19 protein-coding genes and 1 riboswitch are annotated in these 18,961 nt (G+C 69.9%); of the genes, 13 read left to right on the forward strand and 6 right to left on the reverse strand.

Translation table 11 applies throughout. The features are described 5' to 3' along the window. Window positions 1-89: 89 nt before the first annotated feature. The 3 genes from glyA to gcvT all read right to left on the reverse strand — a co-directional run bounded on the left by glyA (window position 90) and on the right by gcvT (window position 3,086). Window positions 90-1,352, reverse strand: coding sequence for a serine hydroxymethyltransferase (glyA, locus tag ABT009_RS16590; protein WP_351295014.1), 1,263 nt, complete (start codon window positions 1,350-1,352; stop codon window positions 90-92). Window positions 1,353-1,414: 62 nt separating this feature from the next. Further along, a complete protein-coding gene (gene gcvH / locus ABT009_RS16595; RefSeq protein WP_351294374.1) occupies window positions 1,415-1,792 on the reverse strand; it encodes a glycine cleavage system protein GcvH in 378 nt (125 codons plus the stop codon). Window positions 1,793-1,961: 169 nt separating this feature from the next. Next, window positions 1,962-3,086, reverse strand: coding sequence for a glycine cleavage system aminomethyltransferase GcvT (gene gcvT / locus ABT009_RS16600; protein WP_351294376.1), 1,125 nt, complete (start codon window positions 3,084-3,086; stop codon window positions 1,962-1,964). Between the two features lie 177 nt (window positions 3,087-3,263). Beyond that, a riboswitch (glycine riboswitch) is annotated at window positions 3,264-3,387 on the reverse strand. A gap of 167 nt (window positions 3,388-3,554) precedes the next feature. Between gcvT and ABT009_RS16605 the strand changes: the two genes are divergently transcribed. The 10 genes from ABT009_RS16605 to ABT009_RS16650 all read left to right on the forward strand — a co-directional run bounded on the left by ABT009_RS16605 (window position 3,555) and on the right by ABT009_RS16650 (window position 14,846). Continuing rightward, the gene (locus ABT009_RS16605; RefSeq protein ID WP_351295016.1) at window positions 3,555-4,229 is read left to right on the forward strand and encodes an AAA family ATPase; all 675 of its coding nucleotides are present in this window, start codon (window positions 3,555-3,557) and stop codon (window positions 4,227-4,229) included. Window positions 4,230-4,547: 318 nt separating this feature from the next. After that, on the forward strand, window positions 4,548-5,315 hold the full coding sequence (locus ABT009_RS16610) for an enhanced serine sensitivity protein SseB (RefSeq protein ID WP_351294379.1): 768 nt from the start codon (window positions 4,548-4,550) through the stop codon (window positions 5,313-5,315). A gap of 229 nt (window positions 5,316-5,544) precedes the next feature. Next, window positions 5,545-6,339: an enhanced serine sensitivity protein SseB C-terminal domain-containing protein gene (locus ABT009_RS16615; RefSeq protein WP_351294381.1), complete on the forward strand. Its 795-nt coding sequence runs from the start codon at window positions 5,545-5,547 to the stop codon at window positions 6,337-6,339. Between the two features lie 446 nt (window positions 6,340-6,785). Continuing rightward, window positions 6,786-7,787, forward strand: coding sequence for an ABC transporter permease (locus tag ABT009_RS16620; protein WP_351294383.1), 1,002 nt, complete (start codon window positions 6,786-6,788; stop codon window positions 7,785-7,787). Window positions 7,788-7,881: 94 nt separating this feature from the next. Then, window positions 7,882-9,654 (forward strand): ABC transporter substrate-binding protein, encoded by a 1,773-nt coding sequence (locus tag ABT009_RS16625; protein WP_351294385.1) that lies wholly within the window; start codon window positions 7,882-7,884, stop codon window positions 9,652-9,654. A 127-nt stretch (window positions 9,655-9,781) separates the two neighbouring features. Then, a complete protein-coding gene (locus tag ABT009_RS16630) occupies window positions 9,782-10,783 on the forward strand; it encodes an ABC transporter permease (protein WP_351294388.1) in 1,002 nt (333 codons plus the stop codon). Further along, window positions 10,780-11,880 carry an ABC transporter ATP-binding protein gene (locus ABT009_RS16635; protein WP_351294391.1) on the forward strand — a complete coding sequence of 367 codons (1,101 nt, stop codon included), beginning with the start codon at window positions 10,780-10,782 and terminating at the stop codon, window positions 11,878-11,880. Before ABT009_RS16630 ends, ABT009_RS16635 begins: the two co-directional genes overlap by 4 nt. Window positions 11,881-11,915: 35 nt before the next feature. Further along, a complete protein-coding gene (locus ABT009_RS16640) occupies window positions 11,916-13,127 on the forward strand; it encodes an ABC transporter ATP-binding protein (RefSeq protein WP_502989898.1) in 1,212 nt (403 codons plus the stop codon). Window positions 13,128-13,264: 137 nt separating this feature from the next. Beyond that, a complete protein-coding gene (locus ABT009_RS16645; protein ID WP_351294396.1) occupies window positions 13,265-13,957 on the forward strand; it encodes a trimeric intracellular cation channel family protein in 693 nt (230 codons plus the stop codon). Between the two features lie 22 nt (window positions 13,958-13,979). Next, window positions 13,980-14,846: a thioesterase family protein gene (locus ABT009_RS16650; protein ID WP_351294399.1), complete on the forward strand. Its 867-nt coding sequence runs from the start codon at window positions 13,980-13,982 to the stop codon at window positions 14,844-14,846. Window positions 14,847-14,961: 115 nt separating this feature from the next. On the opposite strand, the gene ABT009_RS16655 is transcribed toward ABT009_RS16650, so the two are convergent. Both ABT009_RS16655 and ABT009_RS16660 read right to left on the reverse strand, forming a co-directional pair. Beyond that, the gene (locus tag ABT009_RS16655) at window positions 14,962-15,552 is read right to left on the reverse strand and encodes a TIGR03086 family metal-binding protein (RefSeq protein ID WP_351294401.1); all 591 of its coding nucleotides are present in this window, start codon (window positions 15,550-15,552) and stop codon (window positions 14,962-14,964) included. 115 nt (window positions 15,553-15,667) lie between these two features. Continuing rightward, entirely contained in the window at window positions 15,668-16,288 is a 621-nt protein-coding gene (locus ABT009_RS16660) for a TetR family transcriptional regulator (RefSeq protein ID WP_351294404.1), read from the reverse strand. A 116-nt stretch (window positions 16,289-16,404) separates the two neighbouring features. Between ABT009_RS16660 and ABT009_RS16665 the strand changes: the two genes are divergently transcribed. From ABT009_RS16665 to ABT009_RS16675, 3 genes are all read left to right on the forward strand, one after another. Next, the gene (locus tag ABT009_RS16665) at window positions 16,405-16,566 is read left to right on the forward strand and encodes a hypothetical protein (RefSeq protein ID WP_351294407.1); all 162 of its coding nucleotides are present in this window, start codon (window positions 16,405-16,407) and stop codon (window positions 16,564-16,566) included. Between the two features lie 49 nt (window positions 16,567-16,615). Then, window positions 16,616-16,951, forward strand: a complete 336-nt coding sequence (locus tag ABT009_RS16670; RefSeq protein WP_351294410.1) for a DUF4190 domain-containing protein — start codon at window positions 16,616-16,618, stop codon at window positions 16,949-16,951. An 80-nt stretch (window positions 16,952-17,031) separates the two neighbouring features. Beyond that, window positions 17,032-18,195 (forward strand): cysteine desulfurase family protein, encoded by a 1,164-nt coding sequence (locus ABT009_RS16675; RefSeq protein WP_351294412.1) that lies wholly within the window; start codon window positions 17,032-17,034, stop codon window positions 18,193-18,195. A 64-nt stretch (window positions 18,196-18,259) separates the two neighbouring features. On the opposite strand, the gene ABT009_RS16680 is transcribed toward ABT009_RS16675, so the two are convergent. Next, window positions 18,260-18,943 carry an N-acetylmuramoyl-L-alanine amidase gene (locus tag ABT009_RS16680; protein ID WP_351294415.1) on the reverse strand — a complete coding sequence of 228 codons (684 nt, stop codon included), beginning with the start codon at window positions 18,941-18,943 and terminating at the stop codon, window positions 18,260-18,262. Window positions 18,944-18,961: the final 18 nt, after the last annotated feature.

An 18,961-nucleotide genomic window follows, 5' to 3' on the forward strand; every position in this document is an offset into this window, starting at 1 on the left:
GCACCGCGCGCAGTGCATCCGTTGCCGGATTCCGGTTTGTTCCAGTGTGCGCGGTGCCCCGTGGGGCCTGTGGCTACGAGCCGGTGTGGCTACTTGCCGAGGGCGGCGTAGAGCGGGTACTTCGCGGTGAGGGCGGCGACCCGGGCCTTCAGGGCTTCGGCGTCGTACGACGGCTTCAGCGCCTCCGCGATGATATCCGCGACCTCGCGGAAGTCGTCGGCCTGGAATCCGCGGGTGGCCAGGGCCGGGGTGCCGATCCGCAGGCCGGACGTCACCATCGGCGGGCGCGGGTCGTTCGGAACGGCGTTCCGGTTGACCGTGATGCCGACCTCGTGGAGGCGGTCCTCGGCCTGCTGCCCGTCGAGTTCGCTGTTGCGCAGGTCGACCAGGACCAGGTGGACGTCCGTGCCGCCGGAGAGGACGGAGACGCCGGCCTCGGTGACGTCGGGCTGCACGAGGCGCTCGGCGATGATCTTCGAGCCCTCGAGGGTGCGCTGCTGGCGCTCCTTGAACTCGTCGCTCGCCGCGACCTTGAAGGAGACCGCCTTCGCCGCGATGACGTGCTCCAGCGGACCGCCCTGCTGGCCGGGGAAGACCGCCGAGTTGATCTTCTTGGCGAGCTCCTGCGTGGAAAGGATCACACCGCCGCGCGGGCCGCCCAGCGTCTTGTGGGTGGTCGTGGTCACGACATGGGCGTGCGGGACCGGGTTGGGGTGCAGCCCGGCCGCGACCAGACCGGCGAAGTGCGCCATGTCGACCATCAGGTACGCACCGACCTCGTCCGCGATCCGGCGGAACGCCGCGAAGTCCAGCTGACGCGGGTACGCCGACCAGCCCGCCACGATCAGCTTCGGCTTGGACTCCTTGGCGAGGCGCTCGACCTCGGCCATGTCCACGACGCCGTTGTCGTCCACGTGGTACGCGACCACGTTGTACAGCTTGCCGGAGAAGTTGATCTTCATGCCGTGGGTCAGGTGGCCGCCGTGTGCCAGGTTCAGACCCATGATCGTGTCGCCCGGCTTCAGCAGCGCGAACATCGCCGCCGCGTTCGCCTGCGCACCCGAGTGCGGCTGCACGTTGGCGGCCTCGGCTCCGAACAGCGCCTTGATCCGGTCGATGGCGATCTGCTCGACGACGTCCACGTGCTCGCAGCCGCCGTAGTAGCGCCGGCCGGGGTAGCCCTCGGCGTACTTGTTGGTCAGTACCGAGCCCTGCGCCTCCATGACGGCCACCGGAGCGAAGTTCTCCGAGGCGATCATCTCGAGGGTGGACTGCTGGCGGTGGAGCTCGGCGTCGACGGCGGCGGCGACATCCGGGTCGAGCTCGTGAAGGGAGGAGTTGAGAAGCGACATCGAGGTCCCGTTCGGTGCGGCGGTCATTTCGGTGCGTCGGTCGGTACGGCCGGTCGCCTGGTTCAGTTACCGGAGAAGTCGGCGTACTCGTCGGCGGAGAGCAGGTCGGCCGGCTCCTCCGAGATGCGTACCTTGAACAGCCAGCCACCCTCGAAGGGGGCCGAGTTCACCAGCGACGGGTCGTTGACGACGTCCTCGTTGGCCTCGGTGACCTCACCGGAGACGGGCGCGTACAGGTCGCTGACCGACTTCGTCGACTCCAGCTCGCCGCAGGCCTCGCCCGCGGTCACCGTGTCGCCGACCTCCGGGAGCTGGGCGTAGACGACATCGCCGAGCGCGTTCGCCGCGTACTCCGTGATGCCGACCGTCGCGACGCCGTCCTCGGCGGCCGACACCCACTCGTGCTCTTTGCTGTAGCGCAGCTGCTGGGGGTTGCTCATGACCTGAATTCTCCTGTATGCGGGGGAGTGGTGGTGTCGCGGGTACCCCTGCTCTGGGGGTACCCCCCAGGCCCTTAAGGCACTGGGGAGAAGCCGAGAGCTTGGGGGAGGGTTCTGTGTGCGATCCGATCCGGCCCCGACGAGCCCCAGAGGACCGTCGGGCACGGCGTCACTTCTGGCGCTTGTAGAACGGCAGCGCCACGACCTCGTACGGCTCGTGGCTGCCGCGGATGTCCACGCCGACGCCGGGGGTGCCGGGCGCGGCGTGTGCGGCGTCGACGTATGCGATGGCGAGCGGCTTGCCGAGCGTGGGAGAGGGGGCGCCGGAGGTGACCTCGCCGATCGCCTTGCCCTCGGCGACGACCTGGTAGCCGGCGCGCGGCACGCGGCGGCCCTCGGCGATCAGCCCGACGAGCATGCGCGGCGGGTTCTTCTCGGCCCGCTCGGCGGCCTCGAGCAGGGCGACACGCCCCACGAAGTCACCGTTGTTGGAGGTCTTGTCGAACTTGACCACTCGCCCCAGACCGGCGTCGAACGGGGTCAGCGCGGTGGACAGCTCGTGCCCGTACAGCGGCATGCCCGCCTCCAGGCGGAGCGTGTCGCGGCACGACAACCCGCACGGGACGAGACCGGCCGGTGCGCCCGCCTCGGTGAGCGCCTGCCACAGCTTCTCCGCGTGCTCGGGCGCCACGAACAGCTCGAAGCCGTCCTCGCCGGTGTAGCCGGTACGGGCGATCAGCGCGGGGACACCGGCGACGGTGCCGGGCAGACCGGCGTAGTACTTCAGCCCGTCCAGGTCGGCGTCGGTCAACGACTTGAGGATGCCGGGGGACTCGGGCCCCTGGACGGCGATCAGCGCGTACGCGTCACGGTCGTCGCGCACGATCGCGTCGAAACCGGCCGCGCGGGCCGTGACGGCGTCCAGCACCACCTGCGCGTTGGAGGCGTTCGCGACGATCATGTACTCCTGCTCGGCGAGCCGGTACACGATCAGGTCGTCGAGGATGCCGCCGTCCTCCTGGCAGATCATGGTGTAGCGGGCGCGGCCGACCGCCACGGCGCCGATGTTGCCGACCAGCGCGTAGTCCAGCAGGTTCGCGGCGTCCGGCCCGGTGACGGTGATCTCGCCCATGTGCGAGAGGTCGAAGAGGCCGGCCCCGGTGCGTACGGCGTTGTGCTCGTCGCGCTCGCTGCCGTACCGCAGCGGCATGTCCCAGCCCGCGAAGTCGGTCATGGTCGCGCCGAGCGCGCGGTGCAGCGCATCGAGGGCGGTCTTGCGGAGGGCATTGCTCATAGGGGGGTGCTCCCAGGGCATGACAGGCGAGGTCGAGTCGATCCTCCCCATCTGTCATCGGAACCTGAGAGGTTCGCCACGAGCCCGGGGCCCGCGGCTTGCACCGTGGGTGGAGCCGCCATTCGCCTGGGCAGTAACCCGACTGCCCGGCTGTGACGGCCCGCTTTTCAGATGTGCCTCGCCCGCGCGGTATCGGGGCCTGAGAGATTCAAGGGAGGGACTTGCTCCTTCGGCGCCCCAGCCACGACCTGCCTGGATCTACCAGGACCTGGACGGCTGAGAGCTCTCCCGCGCGGATTCAAGCGGCCGGTATGCAGTTGGCGCGCCCATCATTGCACGCCCTCCGGGGCACTGTCCCAGGGGAGCAACAGGATTGTTCCGGGAGCAACGAGCCGGTAATGAGCTTGTCCCGCATTACTCTCTCTTTACACTCGTCAGGGCAGGGTGATGTGACCGACGGGGAGGACGATCACGGTGCACAGGACCAGCGCATACGCGACCACGACCGGGGTGGCGCTGCCGGAGCAGCCCGCCGCCACGGTCGCGAAGAACCGCGGCCGCCTCCCCGAGGCCGTCGTACGCGATCTCCGCGACCGGGCGGGCCGCGGGCCGCGCCGCCTCTCCTTCGCCGCGGGCGACATCGTCGTCGTGTCCGGACTGCCGGGCAGCGGCAAGTCCACGCTGATGCGGCGGGCGGTGGCCGGCGCACGCGTCGACTCGCAGGACATGCGCGACCACTGGGCCCGGCGGGTGCCCCGCCTGCTCCCCTATGCGGTCTACCGTCCCCTCGTCCGCCTCGCGCACTACGCCGGGCTGCGCCGTGCGCTGCGGGCCGGCAAGAGCGTCGTCGTGCACGACTGCGGCACGCAGACCTGGGTGCGCCGGTGGCTGGGGCGCGAGGCCCGGCGGCGCGGCTCCACCCTGCACCTGATGCTGCTCGACGTCACGCCGGGCACGGCACTGGCGGGGCAGCGGGAGCGTGGCCGCGGGGTCTCCCGGTACGCGTTCGCGCGGCACCGCAGGGCGGTGACGCGCCTGATCCGCTCCGTGGAGCGCGGCGAGCTGCCGTCGGGCTGCTCGTCGGCGGTACTGCTGGACCGATCGGCGGCGGATGTCCTGCGGGCGGTGGAATTCGACCGGTGAGCGATTCTCCTGCCGGTGCCGACGCCGAAGCGGCGGGCTGGGGGGGGGCGGACGGCTCCGCCTTCACCGTTGTGGGCAGGCGTTCCGCAGGGCGATGGGGGTCCCCCCTGCTCTGGGGGTACCTCCCAGGCCCTTAAGGCACTGGGGGAGAAGCCGAGAGCTTGGGGGAGGGTGGGCACAACCCGCGACGGCGGGTGCTTCCGCGTACCGCCTGGTTCCCGGGTGGGGGCGCACCCCACGACTGCGGGCGCCCTCGCCCAGCGCGCAGCGTTAAGGTGCGAAGCGCAGCGAACAGAGGCCCGAGCAGGTGGTAGGCACATGGACATCCCGGCGCACGCGCACCCCCATCCGCACGGCGGGTGGCCCGGCAACGAGCTGGAGGAGGTGCTCGCCGCCTCCCTCGGCGTCCCCTCGGCGGGTGCCCGCATCGTCGAGGTGCTCGGCCGCAGCCCCATATGGATTCCGCTGCCGAGCGGCGGCGGCCCCGACAGCCGCACCCTGGACCTGCCGACCGTGGAGATAGAGGGGCAGGCATACGTCCCCGTCTTCAGCTCCGAGCAGCAGTTCCGCCAGGTCGTCGGCGACCACATGAGCTACACCGTGGCACCCGCCGTCGACTTCGCGCGCGGACTGCCCCCCGGCCTCGGCATGGCCGTCAACCCGGACGGCACGGTCGGCATACCGCTGCCGCCGCCCGCCGTCGCCGAGCTGTGCCGGGTGGGACGCACACCCCTCGACGGTCCCGCGAGCGGCGGACGCGTACGCCTCTTCGAACCCGACTGGCAGGAGGACCCGGTGGACTTCCTGTCCGCGGCCTCCGAAGAGTTCGCGGACACCGGCATCGTGCTCACCGCCCGCCGCTGCCTCGCCAGCATCGAAGGCGGCGACCCGGTGCTCTTCGTCGGCGTGGAACTCTCGGAGTGGGAGGGCAGCGCCCGCAATGTCCCGATGGATGCGCTGGGCCGCGCCCTCGGCCGCGTGCCGGTGGCCTGGCCGGTGAACCTCGTCCTCATGGACGTGGCCCAGGACCCGGTGGGCGACTGGATGCGCGAGAAGGTGCGCCCCTTCTACCGCCGCGAGCACTGAGCGGCTCTCCGCCGGCCGCACCTGCGGCATCCGGTGCGTCAAGCCGCTGTCAGTATCGCCGCCTAACCTGGTTTCATGTCGGGGCGGGGGCGGAATTCCGGCCGGGGCCCGAGCGTCGGCGCCCGGAAGATGCAGAATGACTCCGTCGGGCCGCGGCGGTGAGCGTATGTGCGCGAATCCGGCGATCCCGTCGGGTCCGTAAGAGTGCGTCATGAAGGGGCGGTCAAGGGTGAGTGCGTCGGGCACGGCTGCGGCCGGGCAGGTCGAGCACATGCTGCGGCAGGTGACGCCCGGGCGTTACGACGCGTACGAGGCGTTGCTGCGTGCGCTCGCCGACCCGGCGACCGGCCAGGTCTGGATGCTGCTCTGGCACGGTCAGGCCGGATCTCCGGACGCCCAGTACGGGAACATGGAGGTCGGCGGGTTCAACTACGCCCCCTGCGTGACCTCCGCACAGGAACTCTCGGCCAGCGGCTGGAGCCGAGCCACCGAGGTCGTGAGCGGCCTCGAAGCGGCCCGCGCGCTGTACCCCGACAACTTTGGGCTCTGGCTCAATCCGCATGCGCCTGGCGGCGGCGTCGGCATTCCCTGGCTGGACCTGCGCCGCATCGCGACCGGGCTCGACCGGCAGCCCGCGGGCCCGCTCCGGCTCAGCGAACCGGCCATCGAGATCCCGCAGTTCTACGCCCTGCTCACGCAGAACGCCCACCGCACCCCCGCGGTGCGGTCGTTGCGCCGCGCCTGGGTGCAACCAGCCCTGGGCGCGCCCTATCTGGCGATCGGTCTCGATGTATACGACACCAGCCTGCCGGCGGTCGACTCGGTGCGGGCGATGATGCAGCAGTCGATCGGGGCCGTGCCGGACGGATTGCCGGTCTCGACCGTCGCGATGTCCGACGACCACGACCCGGTCGCGATGTGGCTCCGCGCCAACTCCCGGCCGTTCTACGACCGCGAGGCCCATGCGGCCCCGGCGGCACCGGCCGCGGGATACGGATATCCGCCGCCCCACGCCACGTACTGAACCGTTCCGCCTCGCCGCACCACCGTGTCCACTTCCCATGCCCTGAAGCGCTGGGGGAGGCCCGAAAACGTGCCAACAGGGGCAATCCCGAGGACACATTCCCCTGTTCCGCTCTGTGGACAACTCGCACAGCGGCACCAACCCGTTATGTCCGCTCTGACGTCGTCTGGTGGTGAAAGTGGCGCAGTTCTACGCGCGTGAACCCTTTACGCCCAACTGACCCGCGTCCGAGGGGCGTTCACGAACGTCCGGATAACGGAAACCCCAGGACAGCATCACGTTTAGGCATCCATTCGCCGTACGGTCTGGCAACAGATCACAACAGCGATGAAGACTCCCGCTCCAAGGGGGGTTCAGTCACCCCTGCGTACGACTCATGGATTGATCACGCCGCTACAGCGGCAAGTGCGGCCCGGCCACCGCCGGTTGAGAGGGGTCCCTGCCTGATGACGGCACCACTGCACGAGCCGACCGCGGAAGCGGCCCCGCCCGCGACCGCAGACCCCGCCGTGACGGGGGCGAAGAAGGTCGAGGGCCGCTCCCTCAAGCAGATCGCCTGGAACCGTCTGAAGCAGGACAAGGTCGCGCTCGCCGGCGGTATCACCGTGCTCGTGCTGGTCCTGGTGGCCGTCTTCGCCCCGTTGATCGTGAGCCTGCTGGGCCACCCGCCGAACGAGTTCCACCAGGACAAGCTCGACCCGCTGACCAACCTGCCCCAGGGATCGCTCGGCGGAATGAGCAGCGACTTCCTCTTCGGCGTCGAGCCCAACAAGGGCCGCGACGTCTTCAGCCGCATCGTCTACGGCGCCCGGATCTCGCTGCTCGTGGCCTTCCTCGCCGCCGTGGTCGCGGTCGTGCTCGGCACGCTCTTCGGCATCGTCGCGGGCTACTTCGGGGGCTGGATCGACGCGCTCATCAGCCGCACCATGGACGTGCTGCTGTCCTTCCCGCAGCTGCTCTTCATCATCTCCCTGGTCTCGGTCCTCCCCGACGACCTGCTGGGCCTTACCGGCTCGGGGGTGCGGATCGCCGTACTCATCGCGGTCATCGGCTTCTTCGGCTGGCCGTACGTCGGCCGTATCGTCCGCGGCCAGACCCTGAGCCTGAGGGAGCGCGAGTACATCGAAGCCGCGCGCAGCCTCGGGGGAGGCCGGCGGCACATCCTCTTCCGGGAACTGCTGCCCAACCTCGTCGCCCCCATCACCGTCTACGCGACGCTGATGATCCCCACCAACATCCTCACGGAGGCGGCCCTCAGCTTCCTCGGTGCGGGTGTCCGGCCGCCGACGGCCTCGTGGGGCGGCATGCTGCGCGACGCCCTGGAGACCTACGAGCACGACCCGATGTTCATGGTCTTCCCCGGCGCGACGATCTTCATCACCGTGCTCGCCTTCAACCTCTTCGGGGACGGTCTGCGCGACGCGCTCGACCCCAAGGGGACCCGATAACCAACGACTCGCCCCTGCCGCACCGTCAGGTGGCTCTTCTCCCATGGTTCTCCGGCACAGGCCCGGGACCGCGAATCTCGGAGGTTACGAGAAAATGCCCACAGGTTCCCCGAAGCGACGGCTCGCTGCTGGCGCAGCCCTCGTTGTCGCGGCGCTGGTGACCACCACGGCGTGCGGCGGCGGTGACGACGAAAGCGGCAGCAGCGACTCGAAGGGCGCCGGCTACAACGCCGCGCTCAACAAGGTCGTCAACGCGTCCACCAAGAAGGGCGGGACGCTGAAGTTCATCGGCAAGCAGGACTTCGACTCCCTGGACCCGCAGCGCACGTACTACGGCATGACCTGGGACTTCATGCGGTTCTTCACCCGCACCCTGGTCACGTACGACACCAAGCCGGGTGCCGCGTCCAACAAGCTCGTCGGCGACCTGGCCACCGGTCCGGCCGAGGTCTCGGCCGACGGCAAGACCTACACGTACAAGTTGCGTGACGGCCTGACGTGGGAGGACGGCTCCAAGCTGACCTCCAAGGACGTCAAGTACGGCATCGAGCGCATCTGGGCGACCGACGTCATCACCGGCGGCCCGGCGTACATCAAGCAGACGCTCGACCCCAAGGGCGAGTACAAGGGCCCCTACAAGGACAAGTCCAAGGACAAGCTGGGCCTGAAGGCGATCGAGACGCCCGACGACCAGACCGTCGTCTTCAAGCTGCCGAAGCCGAACGGTGACTTCGAGCAGTTCCTGGCGATGCCCACCGGCGCCCCGGTGAAGCAGAGCGAGGACACGGGCGCCAAGTACACGCAGCGTCCGTTCTCCTCCGGCCCGTACAAGGTCCAGTCGTACAAGGCGAACAAGGGCCTGACCCTGGTCCGCAACGACAAGTGGAACAAGGCCTCCGACCCGATCCGCCCGGCCCTTCCGAACAAGATCACCGTGACGATCTCCGCCAACCTGGAGGAGAACGACAAGCGGCTGATGGAAGGCGACTACGACGTCGACGTCAACGGCACGGGCATGACCCAGTCCGGCCGTGTCTCCGCCGTCCAGGACCACAAGGCGGACATCGACAACATCCAGACGTCGTTCGTGCGCTACGTGGCCCTCGTCCACACCGCGAAGCCGCTGGACAACGTCCACTGCCGCAAGGCCGTCTTCTACGCCACCGACTTCGCGGGCCTGCAGCAGACCCGTGGTGGCGCGGTCGCCGGCGGTGAGATCGCCAACTCCACCTTCCCGAAGGCGATCCCCGGCTACAGCGACTACGACCCGTACGGCGTCCTCGCCCGCAAGGGCAAGCCGGACCTCACCAAGGCCAAGGCGGAGCTGAAGGAGTGCGGCGAGCCGAACGGCTTCTCCACCAAGATCAGCGCCCGTAACAACAACCCGGGTGAGGTCGACACCGCCGAGGCCCTGCAGGAGCAGCTCGCCAAGGTCGGCATCAAGATCGAGGTCGACCCGATCGACGGTGCCGAGTCCTCCAGCATCACCGGCTCGCCGAAGGTCGTGAAGGAGCGCGGCTACGGCATGACGATGAGCGGCTGGGGCCCGGACTTCGCGACCGGCCAGGGCTACGCGCAGCCGCTGTTCGACAGCCGGTTCCTGTTCGAGAGCGGCAACTACAACGAGTCGCAGATCAAGGACAAGACGATCGACAAGATCTTCGACGACGCGATCGCGACGACCGACCCGGCCAAGTCCGAGGAGCTGTACAAGCAGCTCGACAAGCGCCTGCTCGACAACGCCGACTGGATGCCGTTCATCTACGAGAAGAACATCTCGTGGCGCGGCCCGCGTCTGACGAACGTCTACTCGTCCGCCGCTTACAACGGCCGGTACGACTACGTGTCGCTGGGCGTCGTCAAGTAGTCGCCGACCACCCGTAGTCACCGTTTCCACGCCGCCGAATCCCGCCAGTCCGAAGGGCAGGTGATGGCCCCGGGCGGCGGCCGGGACCTCTCACGAGGAGGACCCGGCCGCCGCCGGGCCGCGCACAGTGCTTGCTTATCTCATCCGGCGCCTGATCGCCGTAGTCATCATGGTGCTGGTCGTACTGCTCGCGACCTTCACCGTCTTCTTCATGCTGCCCAAGTGGGCGGGACAGGACATCGCCGTCCTCTTCGCCGGCAAGGCATCGGGTGCCGAGCAAGTCGAGGGCATCCGCACCAAACTGGGCCTCGACCAGCCGCTGCTCGTGCAGTTCTGGGACTTCGTCAAGGCCATCCCGATGGGGCGCGACTACGCCAACGGCAACGACGTCACCCACTGCCCCGCGCCCTGCTTCGGCTACTCCTTCCGTACGGAGGAGCCGGTGTGGAGCACGCTCAAGGACGCGTTGCCCGTCACCGGTGCCCTCGCCGCGGGAGCCTGCGTCCTGTGGCTGGCCGCGGGTGTCGCGACCGGTGTGGTCTCCGCCCTCAAGCGGGGCTCCATCTGGGACCGCACCGCGATGATCGCCGCGCTCGGCGGCGTCTCCCTGCCGATCTTCTTCACCGGCATGGTCGCGATGGGCATCTTCGTGCACAGCCTGGGCTGGGTGCACATCGAGGACAACCTGAGCACGGACGACTCCATCGGCGTCTGGTTCCAGACGCTGCTGCTGCCGTGGATCGTGCTCGCCCTGCTCAACGCAGCCATGTACGCCCGCCTCACCCGCGCCACCATGCTGGACGTGCTCGGCGAGGACTACATCCGCACCGCCCGCGCCAAGGGGCTGGGCGAACGCGCCGTCATCACCCGGCACGCCCTGCGCTCGGCGATGACACCCATCCTGACCGTCTTCGGTCTCGACATCGGCGTCCTGCTCGGCGGCGCCGTGCTGACCGAGTCCACGTTCAACCTGCCCGGCCTCGGTCTCGCCGCGGTCCAGGCCATCAGCAGCAAGGACCTGCCGGTGATCCTCGGCGTGACCCTGTTCGCGGCCCTCGCGATCGCCGTCGCGAACCTCGTCGTGGACCTCCTGTACGCCGTGATCGACCCCCGAGTGAGGCTCGCATGACCGAACTCAGCAAGAGCGGAGCGGCCGTCGGCGAGCCCGTCGTCCAGGACTCGCCCGCCCCGACCGCCTTCCTCGAAGTACGCGACCTCAAGGTGCACTTCCCCACCGACGACGGCCTGGTCAAGTCCGTCGACGGGCTCAGCTTCCAGCTGGAGAAGGGCAAGACGCTCGGCATCGTGGGCGAGTCGGGCTCCGGCAAGTCCGTGACCTCGCTCGGCATCATGGGCCTGCACACCGCCGGCCAGTACGGCAAGCGCAAGGCGCAGCTCTCCGGCGAGATCTGGCTGGACGGCAAGGAACTGCTGTCCGCCGACCCGGACGAGGTGCGCAAGCTGCGCGGCCGCGAGATGTCCATGATCTTCCAGGACCCGCTGTCCGCCCTGCACCCGTACTACTCGATCGGCAAGCAGATCGTGGAGGCGTACCAGGTCCACCACGACGTGGACAAGAAGACCGCCCGCAGGCGCGCCATCGAGATGCTCGACCGGGTGGGCATCCCCCAGCCGGACAAGCGGGTCGACAGCTACCCGCACGAGTTCTCCGGCGGTATGCGCCAGCGCGCGATGATCGCAATGGCGCTGGTCAACAACCCCGAACTGCTCATCGCGGACGAGCCGACGACCGCCCTCGACGTCACCGTCCAGGCGCAGATCCTCGACCTGATCCGCGATCTGCAGAAGGAGTTCGGCTCCGCGGTCATCATCATCACCCACGACCTCGGTGTGGTCGCCGAGCTCGCGGACGACATCCTCGTGATGTACGGCGGCCGCTGCGTGGAGCGCGGCCCGGCCGAGAGCGTCTTCTACGAGCCCCGGCACCCCTACACCTGGGGCCTGCTCGGCTCGATGCCGCGGCTCGACCGCGACCAGACCGACCGGCTGATCCCGGTCAAGGGCTCCCCGCCCTCGTTGATCAACATCCCGTCGGGCTGCGCCTTCAACCCGCGCTGCCCGTACGCCGACTTGCCCAAGGACAACGTGACCCGCACCGTGCGGCCCGAGCTCGCCGAGGTCGGCAGCCGGCACTGGGCCGCCTGCCATATGACTCAGGAGCAGCGGGAACGTATCTGGACCGAAGAGATTGCGCCCAAGCTGTGAGCGAGGACAAGGCCGTGACGAGCGAGGACAAGGCCGTGACCATTCCCGCGCAGAGCTCTGGCGCCACGCTGACCAAGGGCGCCGCCCAGGGCGAGACCCTGCTCAAGGTCACCGGACTGCAGAAGCACTTCCCCATCCGCAAGGGCTTCCTGCAGCGCCAGGTCGGCGCCGTGAAGGCGGTCGACGGCCTCGACTTCGAGGTGCGCTCGGGCGAGACGCTCGGCGTCGTGGGCGAGTCCGGCTGCGGCAAGTCGACGATGGGGCGGCTGATCACGCGGCTGCTCGAACCGACCGCAGGGAAGGTCGAGTTCGAGGGCAAGGACATCACGCACCTTGGCGTCAGCGGGATGCGCCCGCTGCGCCGCGACGTGCAGATGATCTTCCAGGACCCGTACTCGTCGCTGAACCCGCGCCACACGATCGGCACGATCGTCGGCGCGCCCTTCCGGCTGCAGGGCGTCACGCCCGAGGGCGGCATCAAGAAGGAGGTGCAGCGGCTCCTGGAGGTCGTGGGCCTCAACCCAGAGCACTACAACCGCTACCCGCACGAGTTCTCCGGCGGCCAGCGCCAGCGCATCGGCATCGCCCGTGCGCTCGCGCTCAACCCCAAGCTCGTCGTGGCGGACGAGCCGGTCTCCGCGCTGGACGTGTCGATCCAGGCGCAGGTGGTGAACCTGCTCGACGACCTGCAGACCGAGCTGGGCCTCACCTACGTGATCATCGCCCACGACCTGTCGGTCGTCCGGCACGTGTCCGACCGCATCGCGGTGATGTACCTGGGCAAGATCGTCGAGCTCGCCGACCGGGACTCGCTGTACAAGGCGCCCATGCACCCGTACACCAAGGCCCTGATGTCGGCGGTGCCGATCCCCGACCCCAGGCGCCGTACGGCCAAGAGCGAGCGGATCCTGCTCAAGGGCGACGTGCCGTCGCCGATCTCGCCGCCGAGCGGCTGCCGGTTCCACACCCGCTGCTGGAAGGCGACGGAGATCTGCAAGACGCAGGAGCCGCCGCTGCTCGAGCTGAAGCCCGGCCAGCAGGTCGCCTGCCACCACCCCGAGAACGCCGACGACCAGGCGCCGCAGGACACGGTGCTGCTGTCGGCGGCCACCGAGGCGATCGAGGTGGTGACGGTGGGCGGGGGCGAGCCCGAGGAGACGGGTGCCGAGCAGACGTCCGGGGCGGAACCGTCCGGGTCTGAACCGTCCGAGTCGGAAGCGTCTGCGGAGAAGCCGGTCAAGGAGTAGGTCGTACTCGCGGCCACGGCCGGGCGGGAGCGCGTCGACGCAACGCTCTCCCGTCCGGCGAGACGGCCCGAGGGTGCCCAGGGACCGCCCTGACCTGCGAAGTCACGGCACACCCGGCGCACAGGTAAGAATGTGTGGTGCTCCAGGATCTGTTCACCCCTTCCGTCCAGCATGCGCTCGACCTCGCCGGGATCTTCGTCTTCGCCATCTCCGGCGCCCTGCTCGCCGTACGCAAGAACTTCGACGTCTTCGGCATCGCCGTGCTCGCGGAGGTCACCGCGCTGGGCGGTGGGCTGCTGCGCGACCTGATCATCGGGGCGGTCCCACCGGCCGCCTTCACGGATCTCGGGTATTTCGTCATGCCGATGGTCGCGGCGGCCCTCGTCTTCTTCCTGCACCCCGAGGTGGAGCGGATCCAGACCGGCGTGAACGTCTTCGACGCCGCGGGCCTCGGACTCTTCTGCGTCACCGGCACCACCAAGGCGTACGAGTACGGGCTCGGGCTGACGGCTTCGGCCGCCCTCGGGCTTGCGACGGCCGTGGGCGGGGGTGTGCTGCGCGACATCATCGCGAACGAGGTGCCGTCGCTGGTGCGCTGGGACCGGGACCTGTACGCGGTGCCCGCGATGGTCGGCGCGACGATGGTCGCGCTGTGCATCAAATTCGATGCGGTGTCCGCCGTCACCAGCGGAATCGCCGTGGTGACGGCGTTCGTCCTGCGGCTCCTCGCGATGCGGTACCACTGGCGCGCACCCCGGGCCTGGAACCGGCGGTCCACGGCGGTGGAGCCCGACGATGCGGCCGGAGAGTTCAAAGCTACCGCTCAGTAATTTTCTGTTGTACCGTGCCGCCATGGCAGCAGCACAGGCAGCGCAGACGACCCAGGCCACCATCGGGGACAGCGAGTTCGACCGGGACACCGCGGTCACCCCGCGCGAGCCGGGCGTGTACGAGGCCGACCTGTCCGCCGGCTGGACGATCGCGGGCGCCGTCAACGGCGGCTATCTGCTCGCCGTCCTGGGCCGGGCCCTCGCGGACGCCCTGCCGCACACCGACCCGTTCACGATCTCGGCGCACTATCTGACGGCGTCCCGCCCGGGCCCCGCCGTCATCCGCACGGAGACCGTACGCACCGGCCGCACCCTGTCGACCGGGCAGGCGTCGCTCCTGCAGTACGACGAGGAGGGCAACGAGGTCGAGCGCATCCGGGTGCTCGCCTCGTACGGCGACCTCGACGGGCTCCCCGACGACGTGCGCACCACGGCCGAGCCGCCCCGGATGCCGCCCGTCGAGCAGTGCTTCGGCGCGGATGACGCCCCGGAGGGGGCGTCGCCGATGGGCAGCTTCCCGATCGCCGACCGGCTGATGGTCAAGCTCGATCCGTCGACGCTCGGCTGGGCGCTGGGTCAGCCGTCCGGCAAGGGGGAGATGCGGGCGTGGTTCGGTCTCGCGGACGGACGGGACGCCGACCCCTTCTCGCTGCTGCTCGCCGTGGACGCCCTGCCGCCCACCGCCTTCGACCTGGGCCTCAAGGGCTGGGTGCCGACGGTCGAGCTGACCGTGCACGTACGCTGCCGCCCGGCGCCCGGACCGCTGCGGGTCGCCATCAGTACGCGCAACCTCGCGGGCGGCTTCCTCGAGGAGGACGCGGAGGTCTGGGACAGCGCGGACCGGCTGGTCGCACAGTCGCGGCAGCTGGCGCGGGCGCGGCTGAGCTGAGGCGCCCCTGCGGGTGCGGCACGCAGCCGTACCGCTGTGCGTATCCGCTCCGCAGGGACGAACGGGTTGGTGCGCCCACGATTCAGAGTGACCTGACGTACAACCTGGCCGGAACCTACCGGTCGGCAAGCGGCCGCCGCCCAAGCCACGCGGCCAGCTGCCCGTAGGCGTCCGCACCCTCCGGGGCGGGGAGCACCGCCTCGAAGGGAACACCCTCCCCGCGGCGGTCGGCAGGCAGCGCCTGCTGGGCAAACGCGAGCGCGAACTCGGCCAGCTCCTGGTCCAGTTCGAGCGGCCTCCCCAGCCCCTCGGACAGGTCCCAGGTGTGCGTCACCAACTCCAAGACGAAGCCGGAGAGCGCCGCCCGCCCGGGCACCGTGCCCCACGGCACCTGCACCTGTGCGTCCAGCCGTGCGCTGTCCGCCCACGCAGCGATCGCGCCGGCCCGCATCTCCTCGTACGCGACGCTCCAGCCGTCGTCGGGCACACCTTCGGCGAACCTCGGAACGGCCAGTCCGTCCCCGCCCGCGCCGACGACGCCGATACGGCGGGTGACACTAACGATGTGCGAGAGCAGGGTGCGCACGTCGAACTCGGAACAGGGCGTGGGCGCCGCCAGCTGCTCGGGGCGGACCGTCTTGATCAGCGCAGCGAGCTGCTCGGCGGCGCGTGCGAACAGGGGGCGCGGGTCGGGCATGGCGTTCATCTCGGGCCTCTTTTTCCGTGTTGCTCGGTGGTGTCGCCTCAATGGCTACCGCGTCGTGCCCGTATTTCCCGACATTTGACGTCAGCTTTTCCGGTGCCCGTCCATGGGTTGCCGGTCAGTCCAGCCAGTGGCGGCGGCCCAGGCTCACCAGGCGCATCTGGCGGCGGGCGAGGCTGGCCACGCGCTCCTCAGTGCCCGGTTCGGCATCGAGGAACGCGGACGCGGTCATCACCATGTGGTCGACGTACAGGCGCGCCAGCATCAGCACGTCGTCCTCGCTCCAGCCCTCCGACTCCGGGTGCTTGGCGAGCTCGACCGCCACTTCCCCGGCGAAACGGTCCAGTTGCTCGCCGATGGCGGCGCGGACGGGCTGTACGCCGCCGTGTCGCTCGCGCGCGATGAACCGGACGTGCGGGGCGTGGGTCCGCACATGACCCGCGATCAGCTCGACGGTACGGGAGATGCGTTCGTCGCTGTCGCCGGTCGCCGCGAGCGTGGTGCCGATCATCTCGTGCAGGCTGCCGAGAGCCTCCTCGACCAGCGCCACGCCGAGGTCCGCGGTGCTGCGGAAGTGCCGGTAGAAGGCGGTCGGCGCGATACCGACGGCCCGGGTGACCTCGCGCAGGCCCAGGCTGCTCAGGCTCTGGCCCTCCAGCAGTCCCAACGCCGCGTCCAGCAGGGCCTGTCGGGTCTTCTGCTTCTGGGTCTGCCGGATACCGGCCGGGATGTGACTCATGCCATGCAGTTAACAACTGTTCTCTGGGATTGGGAAGCCGGTTGGGAGGTAGACTCCTTAGTCAGTGAACAGTTGTAGCAACAGGCGTTCACCGAAACTTCCACGAGAGGCATCCCATGCTGTTCCTCGTCGCAGCCCTGCTTCTGCTGGGCGTCACGCTGGGCACTGTGGCCCACGCTCCTCTTCCCGTCACGCTGGCCGCCGCCGCCGTGATCGGCGTATGGCTTGCCGTCTTCGCCGTACGCGAGCGGCATGCCCGGCGGCGCCACGACCACTGACCGCTCATCCCCTCAGGAATTCTCCGCAGATCCCTTCAGGAGTGGAGTCATGCAATTCACCGCCGCCTCCTCCGTACGTCCGACACCTTCCGTGCCGTCCGCGGGCTCGTCCGGCCGGTCCGATGAGCGGGGCCCGGAGCGGCGCCGCTCCGGCATCGGGGACGCAGATGGCATGGCCGTCGCCTCGTTCATCCTCGGTCTGGTCGGCCTGCTCGTCCTCAACCTCTTCCTCGGGCCGATCGCGATCGCCCTCGCGGCCGCCGCACTGTGGCGCGGCACCGCGCGCCGCGGCCGAGCCCTGCTCGGCCTGGGCCTCGGCCTGGCCGACCTGCTCGTCCTGGCAGCCTTCGTCTCGGCGGACAACACGGTGTCCTGGTCGTTCTGACCGCCTGGCGCAGTCGTTCCGAGGGGGCGCCCCACGGTGCCGGACGGGCCCGACCGCGGGCCTCGTAGAATCAAACCACCATGGCCTACCTCGACCACGCCGCGACCACTCCGATGCTCCCGGAGGCGATCGAGGCGATGACAGCCCAGCTCGCCGTCACCGGCAACGCCTCCTCGCTGCACGCCGCCGGCCGCCGGGCCCGCCGAACCGTCGAGGAGGCTCGCGAAGCCCTCGCCGAGGCGCTGGGCGCCCGCCCCAGCGAGGTCGTCTTCACCTCCGGTGGCACCGAGGCGGACAACCTCGCCGTGAAGGGCCTGTTCTGGGCCCGCCGAGCCGCCGACCCCGCCCGTACCCGCGTCCTGGCCAGCCCCGTCGAGCACCACGCCGTCCTCGACGCCGTGCACTGGCTCGGCGAACAGGAGGGCGCGACGGTGGAGTACCTGCCCGTGGACACGTATGGCCGGGTGCACCCCGAGGCGCTGCGCGAGGCGATCGAGCGCAACCCCGACGATGTCGCCCTGGTCACCGTGATGTGGGCCAACAACGAGATCGGCACCGTCATGCCGGTCCGTCAACTCGCATCCGTCGCCGCCGAGTTCGGTGTGCCCGTGCATGCGGACGCCGTCCAGGCCTTCGGGCAGGTGCCCGTCGACTTCGGCGCCTCGGGGCTCGCGGCGATGACCGTGTCCGGGCACAAGATCGGCGGGCCGTACGGCATCGGCGCGCTGCTGCTGGGCCGCGAGTACAGCCCCGTGCCGGTGCTGCACGGTGGCGGCCAGGAGCGCCACGTCCGCTCGGGCACCCTGGACGTGCCCGCCGTCGCCGCGTTCGCCGTCGCCGGACGGCTCGCCGCCGAGCAGCGCGAGTGGTTCGCCCGCGAGATCGGCGGACTGCGCGACGAGCTGATCGACGTGGTGCGCAAGGCGGTTCCGGACGCGATTCTCGGCGGCGACCCCGTCGACCGGCTGCCCGCCAACGCGCACTTCACGTTCCCCGGTTGCGAGGGCGACTCGCTGCTTCTCCTGCTCGACGCGCAGGGCATCGAGTGCTCCACGGGGTCCGCGTGCACGGCGGGTGTGGCCCAGCCGAGCCACGTCCTGCTCGCCACCGGCACCGACCCCGACCTGGCCCGCGGCACCCTCCGCTTCTCCCTCGGCCACACGTCGACCAGGGCGGACGTCGACGCGGTGGCCCAGGCGATCGGCCCGGCGGTGGAGCGCGCACGCACGGCAGGGCTGATCTAGGCGTCCTCTGCAGAAACGGTTGGGGCGCGCGCTGTGCGGGCGCCGGGCACGCCGCCGTACGGGATCAGGCGCTCGCCGTACGAGCCTCCTTGACCAGCCGTATGTACCGGTCCCAGTCCCAGTGCGGCCCTGGGTCCGTGTGGTCCGTGCCCGGCACCTCGACGTGCCCGATGATGTGCTCCCGGTCGACCGGTATGTCGTACCGCGTGCATATCGCGGCCGTCAGCCGCGCCGACGCGCGGTACATCGCGTCCGTGAACGACGAGGCACGGTCGACGAAGCCCTCGTGCTCTATGCCGACGCTCCGCTCGTTGTAGGCCCGGTTGCCCGCGTGGAACGCCACGTCCAGCTCGCGGATCATCTGGGCTATGTGCCCGTCCTTGCGCACCACGTAGTGCGAGGCGGCACCGTGCCCCGGATCCCGGAACACCCTCAGTGCCGTCGCGTAACTGCCCTGTACGACATGGATGACCACGCGGTCTATGCGGTAGTCGTCGGGACGGTCCGCCCGCCGACGGTTCGCCGAGGACGCCGCCACCCACTGCGCGCCCCGGAAGTCGACCTCCCCCTCCTTGCGGTCCTTCTCAACGCCCGGGAGACGCCACCACAGGCGCCCCAGCTCGTCTCGCGCGAGCCCGGCCGCGCTCACGGCGGCCGCCGCACCGCCGATGAACAGCGCGCGTCGCCCGAGGCTCGGCCCCGTGTCCTTCCCCGCCTGGCGGCTCCCCAGGCCCTTCTCTTCCCCCATGTGATCGTCAACGGATAC

Source organism: Streptomyces sp. NPDC002896, from assembly GCF_040295225.1.
Classification (GTDB): domain Bacteria; phylum Actinomycetota; class Actinomycetes; order Streptomycetales; family Streptomycetaceae; genus Streptomyces.

What these genes read in the sequence shown, in the direction of transcription:
- ABT009_RS16660 (WP_351294404.1), bottom strand. Translation starts at nt 16,288, where the DNA reads ATGAGTCACATCCCGGCCGGTATCCGGCAGACCCAGAAGCAGAAGACC.
- ABT009_RS16655 (WP_351294401.1), bottom strand. Translation starts at nt 15,552, where the DNA reads ATGAACGCCATGCCCGACCCGCGCCCCCTGTTCGCACGCGCCGCCGAG.
- ABT009_RS16665 (WP_351294407.1), top strand. Translation starts at nt 16,405, where the DNA reads ATGCTGTTCCTCGTCGCAGCCCTGCTTCTGCTGGGCGTCACGCTGGGC.
- ABT009_RS16675 (WP_351294412.1), top strand. Translation starts at nt 17,032, where the DNA reads ATGGCCTACCTCGACCACGCCGCGACCACTCCGATGCTCCCGGAGGCG.
- ABT009_RS16635 (WP_351294391.1), top strand. Translation starts at nt 10,780, where the DNA reads ATGACCGAACTCAGCAAGAGCGGAGCGGCCGTCGGCGAGCCCGTCGTC.
- gcvT (WP_351294376.1), bottom strand. Translation starts at nt 3,086, where the DNA reads ATGAGCAATGCCCTCCGCAAGACCGCCCTCGATGCGCTGCACCGCGCG.
- ABT009_RS16620 (WP_351294383.1), top strand. Translation starts at nt 6,786, where the DNA reads ATGACGGCACCACTGCACGAGCCGACCGCGGAAGCGGCCCCGCCCGCG.
- ABT009_RS16670 (WP_351294410.1), top strand. Translation starts at nt 16,616, where the DNA reads ATGCAATTCACCGCCGCCTCCTCCGTACGTCCGACACCTTCCGTGCCG.
- ABT009_RS16650 (WP_351294399.1), top strand. Translation starts at nt 13,980, where the DNA reads ATGGCAGCAGCACAGGCAGCGCAGACGACCCAGGCCACCATCGGGGAC.
- ABT009_RS16680 (WP_351294415.1), bottom strand. Translation starts at nt 18,943, where the DNA reads ATGGGGGAAGAGAAGGGCCTGGGGAGCCGCCAGGCGGGGAAGGACACG.
- glyA (WP_351295014.1), bottom strand. Translation starts at nt 1,352, where the DNA reads ATGTCGCTTCTCAACTCCTCCCTTCACGAGCTCGACCCGGATGTCGCC.
- ABT009_RS16625 (WP_351294385.1), top strand. Translation starts at nt 7,882, where the DNA reads ATGCCCACAGGTTCCCCGAAGCGACGGCTCGCTGCTGGCGCAGCCCTC.
- gcvH (WP_351294374.1), bottom strand. Translation starts at nt 1,792, where the DNA reads ATGAGCAACCCCCAGCAGCTGCGCTACAGCAAAGAGCACGAGTGGGTG.
- ABT009_RS16610 (WP_351294379.1), top strand. Translation starts at nt 4,548, where the DNA reads ATGGACATCCCGGCGCACGCGCACCCCCATCCGCACGGCGGGTGGCCC.